The sequence below is a fragment of the Legionella lytica genome (genome assembly GCF_044626755.1).
In the GTDB taxonomy this organism is placed as follows: Bacteria; Pseudomonadota; Gammaproteobacteria; order Legionellales; family Legionellaceae; genus Legionella; species Legionella lytica_A.
The window spans coordinates 281,174-295,844 of record NZ_JBGORX010000001.1 but is presented as its reverse complement, the minus strand read 5'-3'; the positions used below and the strand labels follow the sequence as shown (position 1 = coordinate 295,844).

The following is a 14,671-nucleotide window of genomic DNA, read 5'->3' as shown; positions in this document are numbered from 1 at the left end:
ATGATGCAATTTACTTCGACACAGTACACCTTGTTGTCTATTTTAGGTGATGGAGAATGTCACAGTGGTTCAACCCTAGGGAAAACTTTAGGTATTACCCGTTCTGCTATTTGGAAACAGATTAATCAACTTATTGATTTTGGCATTCCCATAAAAAGCATACCTCAACAAGGCTATCAACTTCCGCGTCAGCTTATTTTATTAAACGAACAACGTATTAGCGAACATCTACAAGAGCAAATTGCCAGCCCGTTTAAGATGCATGTGTTTACTTCCCTTGATTCCACAAATCGTTTTTTAAAAGAGCTTGCCCCCAGCAATCAACTTGAACTATGTTGTGCAGAAATGCAGAGCCAAGGCCGAGGACGTTTTGGAAGGCAATGGCATTCCCCTTTTGGCGAAAATATTTATTGCTCCAGCCGTTGGAATCTGAACTATGACCTAAGCAAACTTTCAGGCTTGAGTCTCATCACCAGTCTTGCCATTCTAAACACCTTAAATGAGTTTAACCTAGCAAACGATGTAAAAATAAAATGGCCTAATGACATTTATTGGGGCGATAAAAAGCTTTGCGGCAGTTTAATTGAAATATTAGCCGAATCGAATGCAAACGCCCAGGTTATTATTGGTATTGGCCTAAATGTTAATACCGATACAGAGAATCACCCTCTTGCGGATAAACCCTGGTGCTCTCTCTATGAAATGTCCCACAGTTATTTTGACCGCAACCTGTTAATTGCCGGGCTGATTAAAAATCTGGAGCATTATATAAATAAATTTATTCAGACTGACTTAAATGCTTTTATGAACGAATGGAACCAATTTGATTATTTGGTCGGTAAAGAGATTCAAATTACCCAGGCACAGGGTGTATTGTCCGGTAAAGCCTGTGGAATTAACTCTATGGGCCAACTCTTACTAGAGGATGAATTAGGTGTAAAGCACTTACTTTCGTCAGGAGATACAACGTTGCAAAGAGGGAATTAAAGAGTAAATTAAGGTTCGTCCCGAGCGTTTTTAGGCGCTCGGAACTGGATGACTGCGAGGAAATCAATTATACGGTTGTTTCAGAATCGTCTGATTGTTTTTCTTGTTGTATACGTAAATAAATTTCTTCACGGTGTACAGATACATCTTTTGGGGCATTGATACCCAAACGAACTTGGTTACCTTTTACGCCCAAAACAGTAATATTAACGTCATCACCAATAATAAGTGTTTCGCCTATACGACGAGTCAAAATTAACATAACAAAATCTCCCTAACAAAGTAGTCACTCGCTTCTCCATAGTACATCCATGGTTGTTCTCTGCAACTACAAGATAACTAAAAACAAAGCAATATTTAATTCACGGGTATTATTGTACACCTTTATTATTAACAAAGTATTAAGGAAAACTTTAATCCATCTTACTTTATAAATGGAAAATTGGAATTTTTCAATAAATTCAAGAGCTAAACTCAGAACAAAACATAGGAAAAATTTTTTCAATTAAACAATAAACAAGTACAACAAGGCCTATTTGCAGTAATATAACATAAAAAGGAAAAAAGAGGTCCATATTAAGTAGAATAACTAAAATAAAAAATGAGCTATTCAAAACTAACTGCCCTAATAAGATGACCGGCACAGTAATCCCTGACTGTCTTAAGCGCTGATAAGCATGTTTTTTATGGGGCATAGACCATTTTTCTTTGCGGAGCATGCGACGGATTAAAGTCAATGTTGCATCAAAAAGAAAGAGACTATTTAACATAAACCAAAACAAAATAGGAATTTGAAATTTTTGCTGTCCGATAAGCGCAATACAAAAACTAATTAAACCTAAAGTAGCACTACCCACATCCCCCATAAACAATTTGGCAGGTGGGAAATTAAACATCAAAAAGCCAACAAGACCTGCCGCCAAAGCGAAACAAAAGCCTTGATAAAATGAAGCCCCATGCAACCCAAATAAAACCGCATAAGAAGCACATAAAAATAAGGCTTGAGAGGCACAAAAACCATCAAGACCATCCATAAAATTAAAATGGTTAATTGACCAAAGCACGAGTACAAAGACAAAAGGAATGATAAGGAACGAATAGGAAATTGAAAAAAGGGAAAAATCCAACTGTTCTGGTTTCATAAACCATGCCACAAGTCCGGCAGCAACGCATTGAATGAGAAAGCGTGGTTTTACGGATAAAGTAAATAAATCATCCGCAAAGCTCACTGCAGCAATCATGAGAATGCTCAGCATAAAAATAAATTGCTCATGAAATGGGGTTTGAGTTAAATAGCAAAGAACGGGAATTGAGATGAGAGATAAACCAATAAATATTACCCCCCCTCCTCTAACCGTAGGTTTAGAGTGCATAGAGCGATTATTAGGCTTGTCCATTAAGCGAGTACCCTGAGCCATACGGCAAAATACTTGCGTTAAAATGGCTGAACATGCTAAAAAAAAGATACTAAGAACCGAATTCACATTGATACCATTTTACAGTTTCTCTTAACCCCTCAGTAGCAGTAACTGGAGGAACCCAATTCAATTGCGATTTTATTTTATTGTTACTTACTTCTAAGGAACCAAATAAGCGCGTATTAATGTTTTTCTTACCAAGCAATGCGAATGTAAACGACATTAACCCCACCGGAACAGGCATTAATTTTGAAGTCTTACCCATTGCTTTACCTATAGTACCCATCATTTGGGTTAATGATAATGAGTCATCATCGGCTACTAAATAGGTTTGATTAGCGGCATTAGGATGAGTGGCTACAGTGCATAATGCGGAAACTAAATTCCCAATATAAACCAAGCTACGACTGTTTTTTACGCGACCAAAAGGCAAAGGTAACCCTTTACGTACCAAATGTAACATTTTTAAAAAGTTTGCTTTAACTTCGGGACCATAAATTAAGGGTGGTCTAATAATAACAACTTCCAAGCCCGTATTTTGGCTAATGGCATGTAAATATTGTTCTGCATACAGCTTACTTTTTCCATAGGGGTCCTCGGGCTGAGCAATGCTCTCCTCGTTAAACGGAGTATTTTTTAAGGTGAACTCCCCATTGACTTTAATCGAGCTCAAAAAAACAAAGCGTTTCACTTGGTGTTGAGCAGCCTGGTTTGCAAGGTTTCTTGTGGCAATACTATTGATCTTACAATAGTCATCCATTGCTGTGGCAGATGTTTCGTTCATTACATGTACTCGAGCGGCAAGATGAATTACTACATCAATATCGGCAAGCGCTTCAGTCCAGTCAGGATCATCTTCTAATTTATTAACAATAACTTGTTCGGCATTCAACCAAGCCACCGTTTTGGAAACCGCGCAACGTACTTCATGCCCCGCGGAAATAAGCGCTGGCACTAAACATTTGCCCACAAAGCCTGTGGCACCAGTAACTAATATCTTAGACATAATTTACCCTAACCATACATTAATGGACTTAACTGCAACCGCACACTCTATACCACTCTCATAAATAATTACAAGAAAAATAACAATAATTTTTCGTCACACAGCAGTCGCAAAACGCCCTAATTTAGGGATATACTTACAAAATCATTTTTAAATTGGAATTTTGCATGTCCTTGAAGGCCATGTATAACGAAATCGCTGAGAATTATGCCACTGCTAATCGCTTCGGAGCAATTAGTCAGAGTCATCAGGTAGCCATAGAGCAGATGCAGAAATTTTATCTGGGGATGAAACCTCATTATAAAGTTCTGGATCTTGGAGTTGGTGATGGCGCATTTTTAAAAAAGCTACAACAAGCAATGCCTCTGGCGGAATTTACTGGTATTGATGTTTCTTCAGAAATGTTGCGACGTGCGAAAGAAATACTGCCCTTAGTTACCATTGAGAGCAGTGCCGCGCATGCAAGTAAATTCTTACCCGCACATAGCCAGGATTTAATTTTAGCTCATTTTATTAATGCTTATATCCCCATTAATATTTTGTTTAATGAAGCTAAAATGCTAACCCGCGCTAATGGTCACTTTTCAATGATCACTACAACCTACGATTCCTTTCCCATAGCACAGCAACAATTAGCAGAGTTTATCTCACAAGATTCGATCTTAAGCAGTGTAGTTGGGCACTACTATAAATCGATCGTAAAAAATACTACTGTTGCAGCAAACAATGATGAATTAATGTTAGCCTTTAAAGAACACCAATTCGAAGTCATTGATCATCGCCGGCTGGAGATACCCATTACTCTAAACAATATTGATGAACTGGCTCTTTTCGGTATTGAAGGAACCTGGTTTTTGAATAGCTTATCCATTCGTATGTTGCCTAAAAACTTTCTACTTCAACGGCTGAAACGCTTGTTTAGTAAAATATTCACCTTCCCCTATCATGATACCCACATAATAGATGTAGTTCTTGCCAAGAAGTGATAATCTGAACTCATGTGGTAATACTTCATATGAATATGTCATCCCAAATAGGACGAGGAAATCTCCATGCGGTATGCAGGAGAACTTCGTCTAAGCTCCTCAGGATAGCGTAAGCTTATTACTACATAACAAAGGATGACGTAACCTTATTACCAGTATTTTGCTGAATGTGATTAATTATCAATGATGAGGTGGGAAATGATTTCTCAAGAAGTAAAAGACTACTTACCTGAATTAGATCTTCGACAGAAGCAAACCAGTAATATCGTATTCATCACCTTCTGGAGCCAATTCTCTGTTTATGCATTAAATACCATTTTAATTTTATTTTTAACTCGCCCTCTGCTGGCCAAAGGATTAGGTTATAGCCAAGCCAAAGCCTATGCCTTTATTGGCGTTGCCCATGCAGCAGGTTATTTAATGCCCATGTTAGGGGGGTATATAGCCGATACAGTTGTGGGGGTGCGGCGCTCGATACTTCTTGGCAGTGTAATGCTCGCTTTTGCTTACTTACTGATGATGCTCAGTGGCTTCACGGTAACTACTTTAGGTGATCAACTATTTATTGCAGCTTATGCCTTTATTCCAGCAACAAACTCACTCTTAATGGGTACCTCCTCCAGTATGGTTTCCCATATTTATGCGGATAATGTCATCAAAGCAAAATCCGCCATGACTTACTACTACATTGCCATTAACGTAGGGGCCCTTCTAGCTACCCTAATTGCCCCAGCGCTACTAGAAAGCCGTTTTGGTCCCCTTTCCATTCTGACCATAGCCTTTGTAGGTAAATCTATTGCCGCCTTAAACTTCGCCAATCGGTATTTTATTTATGACAATGTGATTTGGGGAAAAGATTTAGCTAAACTCCCTCGCTCAGGAGTACTGCGCCTTATCGCCTACATTATTGTTATTTACTTACTTACCCTCTATGCGTTTTCACATGTCTATATGGCTAGCACCTTGATTGCGGTAGGCAGTAGCATGGGTATCGTATGGTTTTTGAAAAAGACCATCAGCCTAAATGGACCTGCTCGTGATAAACAGATGATTGCTATTTTGCTGGTTATTGAAGCCATTGTATTTTTTGTTATTTATAATCAAATGAATAGTACTCTTATCCTTTTTGCTCAAAATAATTCAGACCATAATTTATGGGGCCTCACGGTTTCGCCAGCTCATTATCAAATATTAAATCCCCTTTTAATTTTGGCAATTGGTAGCCAGCTTCCCCGGTTCTATAAAATGGTTCCTCGATTTACAATTCCCTATCAATTTGCAGCAGGTGTCTTTCTTTCAGGACTTGCTTTATTAGTCATGACATTTGCCGCGCATAGAGCCATAAATGGGATAGTAAATGGTAATTACATTGCCCTAACCTACATTTTAATTTCTATTGCTGAATTATGGGTCAGTGCTATTGGTTTAAGTATGATTGGTTTGTATTGCGATCAAAAATCCATAGCCTTTGCTATGGGTGTTTGGTATCTGGCAAGCTCACTTGCTCATGCCATATCCGGCCGACTTGCAGGCTGGGTGGCAATCCCAGTCACGGTTAATTCAGCGGTGGAAAGCTTGCCCTATTATAAGGCTTATTATTTGACTTTAGGACTAAGTGCTCTTGTATTAGGTAGTTTTATGTATCTCGCGGCTTATTGTTTGCAAAAGCTCATGAAAAAAAGGGGTATTTTTATAGTGTAGCCTGGAACTTTAGAGAACAGAAAATGAAGTATATTAAGCTTGTGCTCACCAAAATAAGATCAAAAAAATTAAAATTATTAACAAAACGTCCTCTGTTATCGCACTAAAGATCAACTGACTTGACCCGTACCGCAATGCCTAACACCAAAGGGCCATTTATGATACACTATGCCCACTAAAAACACTTAGGGCCTTATTATGAATACCCCCGTTTTTTATTTGCCCACGCAAATGCTCTATCAAAAACCTGATTTTACGAAACATGACGAGGCTATGAAGACTTATCTTCATGCGCAATTCGGTAAAGAATATTTGAATGAGCAAACGCCCATTAGCGAAAAATGGGACAAATTAATGGGTGCCTTTAAAACCCAGGTCCCAGCTGAATATAAGCAATTATTTGAATCTTTTCAAGAAAGACGCAAGCAGGTTGTAGATAACAACCGATTTAATTTATCGCTTACAGATGTCTTGGTGCTTTTTGAAAATTTTTATTTTTTATACAACGGCGATATGCCCGATTTTTGCATTCCCAAATCAACTCAACCTAAATTTCTTGAGGGGTTAAAAAGAGCGATGGGGTATGGAGTATGCGAACCGGGGATTGTCACAGAATTAAATACGCATTTGAGAAAATATCGCTCAGATACCAACTGGATTTTAGTTGAGCTTCATGAACAACGCTGTAACATTATTCAGCGCATTGCAGATGAATACAATACCATAAATACGGTAGCAGAATCTCTTTCCATCCATACCGTCATGCATATGTTTTCTCTAGCCAAAAATAAGTCCCTTGGTGTGGAGAATGAAAGGGAGATCGAAGATGCATATGCTTATTTAAGCCAACCTCAATCAATGACTGCATACTTTGAATCAGTATACGAAGAATATTTTACGCAGTATGAGGCCAACGTTATAAATAATCTGGCTGAATATGCCTTATTTAACATGCGAATAGACCCTCTGGCTGAACTCGATCTCACTGACTGGGACAATAACGCGCTGGTATTAACGGAGGAAAAGACGAATAGCCTTTATCCAAAACTTGGTGAGTTTTTTGCTCTTTATTTTGCACTAGATGACCGGCAATCTATTGTAGAATATGATGCAACCCTTTCCATATTTAAAAAGAGTGAAGTATTAGCTCAGTTAAAAAAACTGGTTGAAGAAAAATTAAAGCAGGAGAACTTCCTTGTTAATTTTAACGACCTCACTAAAGAAAATGTCGCAGGTTATGAATTACGTCTACCGACAGGCATTAGTGTAGAAGTGCTTTGCACGTTAAGCGAAATGCTCCAAAACGCTCAAGATAATCCTCAACAGATACGAAGGATTTTAACCGAAAAACGAAAACTAATTGAAAAATATCCCTATTTGATTGCTAACTCCGTACTAGCTAACCCTAAATTATGGCGCTATTTACCGGGAACATTAAGAAATAATAGTGACTTTTTAGACTCCCTAATAGGCAAAATTAACTTTGCTTGTGACGAAATGATTCAAAAAGGCACTATGGAGCAAGCGGACTCTCTGATTGACTTATTGATAATGATGAGTAAACCCACGAGTGACTTATTAAGCGGATGTTCTTCTTCCATCTTTTTAAATAACAGGGAAATCGCTCTACGTCTCGTAACTAAAAATGGGATTATTTATAAATATTTAAGCTCAGCTCTTCAAGAGAGTCAGGAAATAATGGACGCCGCATTATTACAAAATCCCGAAGTGAGTAAGTATTTTCCCGCCAATAGACAATTACAATTAAATAGCAATGTCGCTAAATTAATAAATGTGGAGGCGCAGTTTTACCAGAATTGGGAGAACAATAGCCTGCTTGAGATAATGGATAAATCCGAAAATGTTTTACGCTTGCTTGAAACAGAATTTTTGTCCCAACCAACACTCACACAGCTTGCCCAACCTCTATCTCCCAGCGAGCTGCTATGGATCATGAATGCTCGTCGACAAAAAGGGCTCCCCAACTTACCTGAATTGACTGAAGAGGGGCTAAATCAATTTATTGAAGCCCTGGGACTAACAGGAAATAAATGGGAACCTAATTACCTGGCCTTTAAACATAGAACTACCAAAAACAGCCAAAATTTAAATCAGAGTGCTCCCTTCAACCACACATACAAGCATGTTATAGCAACGAGATGTGTTGTTCGCTCCAATCAATGGCTGAGTGCATTTTTTGCATTTCAAAAACAAATCCCTGTATATCATAAGCCCTTCTCAGGATTAGAAGAGGTGTGGGAGCAATTAAAATTAACCGGACATATTGCGTCCTCATTTTTAAAATCTATTAGTGAAACCCTAATTGTTTTGGGTACACTGGGGCTAAACTATGCAATTACTCTGTTACCTCCTTTAATTGATTTCTATTTCACTCCTTACATAGAATTAATAATCAACGGTGCTGCTGCATATACCGGCGGACTGTTCTTGCTTTCGATGTTGCAGCTCTACGTAGGTTCAGTAATGATTAACAATTGGTTGGGTAATTCGGAAAACGAGCTTGTCAACATTGTGTTATTTATTACAGCGCTTTTGATACCCTCTTCTTTTATTACTTGGATGCTTACACTGGAAATGGCCTATATCGGTTGTTATCTATTGGCTACTGTGATAGCTGCCTCGAGCTCTATCTTCGGTACCCAATGGTCACTGGCTGAAATTAATACCCTGGCATCGACTGCATTAGATCATTGGTTGTTTCCGTATTACTATATCATCATCTCATCTTTTCAAACAGTGGGTTATTTTGTGAACTTAATGGTGGAATGCCCAAGACATTTTTTTGCGATGACTATCCCTTGGATTACTCGTACCTTGGCTAGCTGCTTTAATGCAGATCATTCAGCTATTGGAGAAGACCTATTAAAAATTAAAGTGGAAAATAGTATTTCCCGTTTGTTAGAAAGTGATTCGGTCAGCGCTAATGTCAAGGGTTCTATACTAGAATCTATATGGCAAAAAATCAACCAGGATGTTCAACATTCCAATGGAACTCTAACGTTCGAAATAGCACTCAATCGCAAATATACGCTGACTACTGATAACCACACCTGTGAAAAAAGTTTTATCGACGTTGCAGAAATGCGCCGCTCCGACAAAGAGGGATTTAACCTCCATACACCTCAAACACGTTATTCTTTCTTTGGGATTCAATCAAAAACCTCAACAGCAAGTAATTTAAAGGAATACGCTATCGAGAATGGAGATATTGATGAACCACCCACACTGGTTTTTGTCTAATCACCGTGAGTGAGAGGCACTAGGACTAATGTCTCTGAGGTTATAATCAAACCTTAGCACCGCGATTCTCCAGGGAGGAGGCTAAAAGCGGTGGTACATAAACCCTGGTGTGACAAGGGCTTGAACACACTATCCCTCTTATTTTATTAGCATACTGGGCGATGTGAAACTTTTATAATTCCAATCCTAAATTATCTCGCTTAAACACTCGGTCTGCACGATAACTGGAACGAACTAAAGGTCCTGACGCAACCTCAAAGAATCCTTTTTGCAAACCAATTTGTCTTAACTCCGCAAAAGTTTCCGGGGTTACATAACGTTCGATTGGCAGGTGATTTTTTGTTGGCTGCAAATATTGCCCTAACGTCAAAATATCTACATGATGGGCCCGTAAATCATCCATCGTTTGAATAATCTCTTCATCCGTCTCACCTAATCCCAGCATTAAACTGGTCTTAGTTAAAACATCCGGACGATAACGTTTAGCAAAAGACAGTACATTTAAAGTTTGCTGGTAACCTGCGCGGTTATCCCGAACAGGATGGGTTAAACGCTCTACCGTTTCCACGTTTTGCGCAAAAACATCTACTCCACTATCCAACAATAGTGCAACGTCACGCTCAACACCTTGAAAGTCAGGAGTTAAGGCTTCTACTTTAGTTTTAGGAGAGCGGTGTTTAATCGCTTGAATGGTTTTTGCATAATGATTTGCACCACCATCGGCCAAATCATCTCGGTTTACGGAAGTTAAAACTACGTAATCCAAATCCATTAAAACAACCGTATTGGCTGTATTTTCTGGCTCTTCTGCATCAAGCCAACCATGAGGGTTGCCAGTATCCACTGAGCAAAAACGACAAGCACGTGTGCACACAGCCCCCATGAGCATTATGGTCGCCGTGCCATGTGACCAGCATTCTGAAATATTTGGACATTTAGCCTCTTCACACACGGTGGCTAAACGATGCTTTTGCACCTGTTCTTTTACCTGACCATAAGCTGGAGTGGTCTGATTAACAATGCGTAGCCATTTTGGTTTAGGCAGACGCTCATGAACATGCCCGGTTGATTTTACACCATCTTTAATTGCTGTAATGCCATTAGAGGTTTTGTATTTATATCCGCTTTCAACAACCACGGGAATATCAATGAGCTTACTCATGCTACCACCTGAAAAACAAAGAATAATGATGATCCCAAATCATTAGTTCAAGATCAAGTCAAATTTATAAAACGACCACAAACACCCAAGATCAGTATTGTGAATACCGACACAGTTAAATTAGCCAACAGAAGAGGGTATGCGATCAAACACGCAGCAATCGCTAAAATAAATAGCAACCCTATAGGAACCAAGCGGGGCTGCATAGCTACAAATCGCTTCACTTTAAACAGGGTTAAATAAAAAATCAGGATAATCACTAAAGGCAGTATGTATAAAGCCTGGTACAGCAATTGATAAAAGCCTGCATGAAGGGACGAGACATTTTGATTATTTAACCATTGTTCAAAAATATAAGACCAATTCATCACACAGGTTTGCTGATAAACAGTGACCATAAATCCGAATAAAAATGCCAAAGATAGCAACCAATAACGAGTCGATTTTCTTTTATAAAACTGCACAACAAAGTACACTGCCACAGCCCCTAAGATAAATGCCGGGCCACGTAACCAGGGAAGTAGCTCATAAAAACTACTCGTATGCACTTGCTGCCAATAATGGGTAATTGCCATCGCTAAAATAAATAATAAACTGGCACTAATACGTGTTTTATGATTTTCGCCTAAAAACAAAAATGCTAAAAAGCCTGCAAAACAGAAAAAGGCACATGGAGAGAAGGCATCGGTAATCGCAATCGTTACGATGTAACTAAAGGTTGAAGGCTTCTCAACCATCCCTGAATCAAACTTATTAGCATTCGCCCAATGCCGTAAAGTATCGATTGTTGCGGGAGTTAAAGTCCCGTCTTTTTCAATTTGCTGCTTACAATAATTAATGGCATGCAAGAGATCTTTCCCTGTTGTTTCAGCAGAAGCAAAGCCCAGCCAACGAGAACCACAAAAATAGATCGAAGGAACCGCAAAATCATCCATATGCTGTTCGCTTAATAATTGATTAAAACGAATTAAAGCATTTTTGTCTTCATTAATGATATTGCGTTGCACATGTAAGTAAGGATTCGACTTGCTAAGCGAGCTAAAAAACTCATCCGCTTTATGGCAATGAGGACAGGTGGAAGAAAGAAATAGCTCAACATTAAGCGTTAGCTTCTTATTCGCATCCTGAGTGTACCAGGATGTCGCGCCATCCCCTGCCCATAAATTAAAGCTTAATAAAAAGAATACCCAAAATAATCTGAATGCTGTTTTCATAAGATGCAAACTTATATTGAAAACAATACTATAGCACTCATTCTTATCTCGTTAATAGGTATGAATGTAATTTTCTAAATGCTCTATGATTCGCGATTTATCTTCCAGTATGTGATAAAGCAAGTCACCAATCGATACAATAGCTACAAAATCGTGTCGCTCATCATCACGAATTAGAATGTGCCTTCGTTTGGTAGTGGTCATGGCTTGCATTGCCTTTTCCACCTCATCATTAGAATTCAGAATGGTCACATTTTTATAAACAACATCTGCAACCTTACCGGTGTCCAAATTAACACACTTATGTAAACAGGAGCGAACAATATCACGTTCACTCACTATGCCAATTAACTTTTTCTCATCATCCACCACCACTAAAGCACCAATATCCAGTGCATTCATCAAATCAATACATTTCCTTATTGATTCATCAGGGCGGATGTAAGTAATTTCGCGGCGAGGCATAGGCAAGACACTGTGAATTAAGTCAGCCATTTTTTTCTCCGTACGATATAAAACGTCTCTATTGTATAAATATAGTACAATGATCTGTTTTTGAGATCTTTCTTGACGTTGATTCTTATTAGGAGGCTGATTTGACTAGATCTACCCTAAGGTTTTCCTTAGTTGGAAAACCCTTGATTAGGCTATGCTACATCAAGGGTTTTAAATTTATGGGCGAACGATAATACGGTTTTCTACAGAGTGAACTCCAGGAACTTGGCGTGCAATTAATTCTGCCGTATCACTTTGGCGAATCTTTTTAACATATCCTGATAAAATCACTACACTTTGGCGTGTTTCAACACGAATTGGTGCTACAGCCAGTTCATCGTTACGCATTAATGCCTCTTGGACGGATTGAGTCAAATCACCTTGAGCAGGAGCAAATGAAGGATTAGCAAATGGCGCACCAAATAAAGACGCTGGTTTACCTGGATTTGACTGACAACCTACCAGCAATCCAAAAACCCCAGCAACTAAAACTTTAAACATACAGTTTCGCATAAAAAATCTCCAATAAAATTAAGTGCACTGCTAAAAACCAGCATATGCCGTCTCTTAGGTATAAGCAAAAGAAGCTGCTATACTTTTTTTATTAAACAAAATTGCATTGAGACAGACACCATGAAAAAAATGGCAAAGGCTGTTCCTGCTAAAAAAAAACAATCGTCACCTGCAACAGAAGAGCAACAAGCTACACTAAGTGCTAAAGAGTGTAAAGACTGTGATCCACCAGAAACCGATGATATTTTTGATTTTATCGATAAAACCTACCAAGCTAATTTAGCCAAAATTACAGCAGGCATTAGTCCTGCTTCTATTGGTGTCTCCTATTTTTCCTGGATTTCGCAACTCATGCAAGCACCTGGCACCATGATGAAGTTAGGGCTATATCCAGCAATAAATTTTTCCGACCATGTAAATAACCTATTACATCAAGAAAAACCTGCTGATGGCCAGGACGTACGTTTTCATACTGATAATTGGAGTTACTATCCCTGGCGTCTGTGGGCTGAACAGTTTTTACAAATTGAAGAATGGGGTTTAAAAGCGTCTACAGAAATACCGGGACTCCCGATCCCAGTAAAACGGATTATTTCCTTCATTACTCGGCAAATCCTTGACGCCGCCTCTCCCTCGAATTTTGTATTAGGTAATCCAGATTTATTCCAGGAAACCATCCGTTCAAACGGTAAAAACCTAGTTCGTGGAACTGAATTAGCGGTGCAGGATCTCGTGGAAAAATTGACGGGCTCCCCTCCAGCTGGCGTGGAGAATTTTATTCCTGGCAAACAAGTAGCAATCACCAAAGGCAAAGTAGTATTCCAAAATCATTTAATGGAGTTAATCCAATATGAAGCCCAAACTAGGGATGTTTATAAAGAACCTGTATTGATGCTTCCTGCATGGATTATGAAATACTATATCCTGGATTTATTACCGAAGAACTCTTTAGTTAATTGGCTTACTCAGCAAGGACATACCGTTTTTATTGTGTCGTGGAAAAACCCGGACTCTAAAGATCGCGATATTGGCCTTGAAGATTATTACAGTTTGGGAGCAATGGCTGCAATTGATGCCGTATCGAGCATCATACCGAATACTAAAATTCATTTAATGGGTTATTGTCTTGGTGGCACCTTGGCCATGATAACGGCTGCAGCAATGGCTAAAAATAAGGATCTCCGTCTAAAATCATTATCCTTACTCGCCGCACAAGGCGATTTCACTGAAGCAGGAGAATTATTATTATTCATCACGCGAAGTGAGGTGTCTTTCTTAAAAAGTATGATGTGGGATCAAGGATATTTAGATACCAAACAAATGTCAGGTACATTCCAAATGCTACGTTCATACGATCTTATTTGGTCCAAAATGGTTCAAGACTACATGCATGGTACTCAAAGAGGTATGATTGCATTACTAGCATGGAATGCGGATGCAACACGTATGCCTTATAAAATGCACAGTGAATATTTAGAAAAATTATTCCTCAATAATGATTTTGCTGAAGGACGGTTCACCGTCGGGGGAAAATACATTGTTGCTGAAAATATTCAAACGCCAGCGTTTGTAGTCAGTACGGAAAACGATCACGTTGCTCCTTGGAAATCGGTTTATAAAACCCATTTAATGATTCACGGAGATATTACCTTTGTGCTCACCAATGGCGGGCATAATGCAGGCATTATCAGTGAACCCGGTCATGAGGGACGAAGTTACCTGATTCGTGAACAAAAAAGAGATGATTCTTATATTGGCCCAACCATGTGGCGGGAAGAAGCAGAAAAAAAATCAGGCTCCTGGTGGATAGCCTGGCATAAATGGCTTGTTAAACAATCAAGTTCTACTATGATCAAAGCACCAAGCTTGGATAAAAAATTGCCGGATGCTCCGGGTAGTTATGTATTACAAAAATAAAAACGCAATTG

At 38.9% G+C, this 14,671-nt stretch carries 12 protein-coding genes; 5 read left to right on the top strand and 7 right to left on the bottom strand.

Annotated features, from left to right (window positions below):
• Positions 1-987: a biotin--[acetyl-CoA-carboxylase] ligase gene (locus ACD661_RS01215; protein ID WP_400185720.1), complete on the top strand. Its 987-nt coding sequence runs from the start codon at positions 1-3 to the stop codon at positions 985-987.
• A gap of 67 nt (positions 988-1,054) precedes the next feature.
• On the opposite strand, the gene csrA is transcribed toward ACD661_RS01215, so the two are convergent.
• The 3 genes from csrA to ACD661_RS01200 form a co-directional block, all read right to left on the bottom strand.
• Positions 1,055-1,249, bottom strand: a complete 195-nt coding sequence (gene csrA / locus ACD661_RS01210; protein ID WP_006869248.1) for a carbon storage regulator CsrA — start codon at positions 1,247-1,249, stop codon at positions 1,055-1,057.
• A 199-nt stretch (positions 1,250-1,448) separates the two neighbouring features.
• Positions 1,449-2,471: an MraY family glycosyltransferase gene (locus ACD661_RS01205; RefSeq protein ID WP_400185719.1), complete on the bottom strand. Its 1,023-nt coding sequence runs from the start codon at positions 2,469-2,471 to the stop codon at positions 1,449-1,451.
• Positions 2,455-3,411: a UDP-glucose 4-epimerase family protein gene (locus ACD661_RS01200; protein WP_400185717.1), complete on the bottom strand. Its 957-nt coding sequence runs from the start codon at positions 3,409-3,411 to the stop codon at positions 2,455-2,457. Before ACD661_RS01200 ends, ACD661_RS01205 begins: the two co-directional genes overlap by 17 nt.
• Positions 3,412-3,578: 167 nt before the next feature.
• Here ACD661_RS01200 and ACD661_RS01195 point away from each other — a divergent pair, with 167 nt between their 5' ends.
• The 3 genes from ACD661_RS01195 to ACD661_RS01185 all read left to right on the top strand — a co-directional run bounded on the left by ACD661_RS01195 (position 3,579) and on the right by ACD661_RS01185 (position 9,359).
• The gene (locus ACD661_RS01195; RefSeq protein WP_400185716.1) at positions 3,579-4,397 is read left to right on the top strand and encodes a class I SAM-dependent methyltransferase; all 819 of its coding nucleotides are present in this window, start codon (positions 3,579-3,581) and stop codon (positions 4,395-4,397) included.
• A gap of 198 nt (positions 4,398-4,595) precedes the next feature.
• Complete coding sequence (locus ACD661_RS01190; protein ID WP_400185715.1) at positions 4,596-6,098, top strand: peptide MFS transporter; 1,503 nt, start codon at positions 4,596-4,598, stop codon at positions 6,096-6,098.
• Positions 6,099-6,296: 198 nt separating this feature from the next.
• Entirely contained in the window at positions 6,297-9,359 is a 3,063-nt protein-coding gene (locus ACD661_RS01185) for a DUF4116 domain-containing protein (RefSeq protein ID WP_400185713.1), read from the top strand.
• Positions 9,360-9,531: 172 nt separating this feature from the next.
• Here the strand turns inward: ACD661_RS01185 and lipA are convergent, their stop codons facing one another.
• The 4 genes from lipA to ACD661_RS01165 all read right to left on the bottom strand — a co-directional run bounded on the left by lipA (position 9,532) and on the right by ACD661_RS01165 (position 12,743).
• Positions 9,532-10,521 carry a lipoyl synthase gene (lipA, locus tag ACD661_RS01180; RefSeq protein WP_400185712.1) on the bottom strand — a complete coding sequence of 330 codons (990 nt, stop codon included), beginning with the start codon at positions 10,519-10,521 and terminating at the stop codon, positions 9,532-9,534.
• A 53-nt stretch (positions 10,522-10,574) separates the two neighbouring features.
• On the bottom strand, positions 10,575-11,735 hold the full coding sequence (locus ACD661_RS01175) for a hypothetical protein (protein WP_400185711.1): 1,161 nt from the start codon (positions 11,733-11,735) through the stop codon (positions 10,575-10,577).
• Between the two features lie 51 nt (positions 11,736-11,786).
• On the bottom strand, positions 11,787-12,230 hold the full coding sequence (locus ACD661_RS01170; RefSeq protein WP_400185709.1) for a CBS domain-containing protein: 444 nt from the start codon (positions 12,228-12,230) through the stop codon (positions 11,787-11,789).
• Between the two features lie 177 nt (positions 12,231-12,407).
• Positions 12,408-12,743, bottom strand: a complete 336-nt coding sequence (locus ACD661_RS01165) for a BON domain-containing protein (protein ID WP_400185708.1) — start codon at positions 12,741-12,743, stop codon at positions 12,408-12,410.
• Positions 12,744-12,863: 120 nt separating this feature from the next.
• On the opposite strand from ACD661_RS01165, the gene ACD661_RS01160 reads away from it, so the two are divergent.
• Positions 12,864-14,660, top strand: a complete 1,797-nt coding sequence (locus tag ACD661_RS01160) for a PHA/PHB synthase family protein (protein ID WP_400185707.1) — start codon at positions 12,864-12,866, stop codon at positions 14,658-14,660.
• Positions 14,661-14,671: the final 11 nt, after the last annotated feature.

Coding starts and splice junctions, on each gene's coding strand:
- ACD661_RS01195 (WP_400185716.1), top strand. CDS start 3,579: ATGTCCTTGAAGGCCATGTATAACGAAATCGCTGAGAATTATGCCACT.
- ACD661_RS01175 (WP_400185711.1), bottom strand. CDS start 11,735: ATGAAAACAGCATTCAGATTATTTTGGGTATTCTTTTTATTAAGCTTT.
- ACD661_RS01165 (WP_400185708.1), bottom strand. CDS start 12,743: ATGCGAAACTGTATGTTTAAAGTTTTAGTTGCTGGGGTTTTTGGATTG.
- ACD661_RS01200 (WP_400185717.1), bottom strand. CDS start 3,411: ATGTCTAAGATATTAGTTACTGGTGCCACAGGCTTTGTGGGCAAATGT.
- csrA (WP_006869248.1), bottom strand. CDS start 1,249: ATGTTAATTTTGACTCGTCGTATAGGCGAAACACTTATTATTGGTGAT.
- ACD661_RS01185 (WP_400185713.1), top strand. CDS start 6,297: ATGAATACCCCCGTTTTTTATTTGCCCACGCAAATGCTCTATCAAAAA.
- ACD661_RS01215 (WP_400185720.1), top strand. CDS start 1: ATGATGCAATTTACTTCGACACAGTACACCTTGTTGTCTATTTTAGGT.
- ACD661_RS01170 (WP_400185709.1), bottom strand. CDS start 12,230: ATGGCTGACTTAATTCACAGTGTCTTGCCTATGCCTCGCCGCGAAATT.
- lipA (WP_400185712.1), bottom strand. CDS start 10,521: ATGAGTAAGCTCATTGATATTCCCGTGGTTGTTGAAAGCGGATATAAA.
- ACD661_RS01190 (WP_400185715.1), top strand. CDS start 4,596: ATGATTTCTCAAGAAGTAAAAGACTACTTACCTGAATTAGATCTTCGA.
- ACD661_RS01160 (WP_400185707.1), top strand. CDS start 12,864: ATGAAAAAAATGGCAAAGGCTGTTCCTGCTAAAAAAAAACAATCGTCA.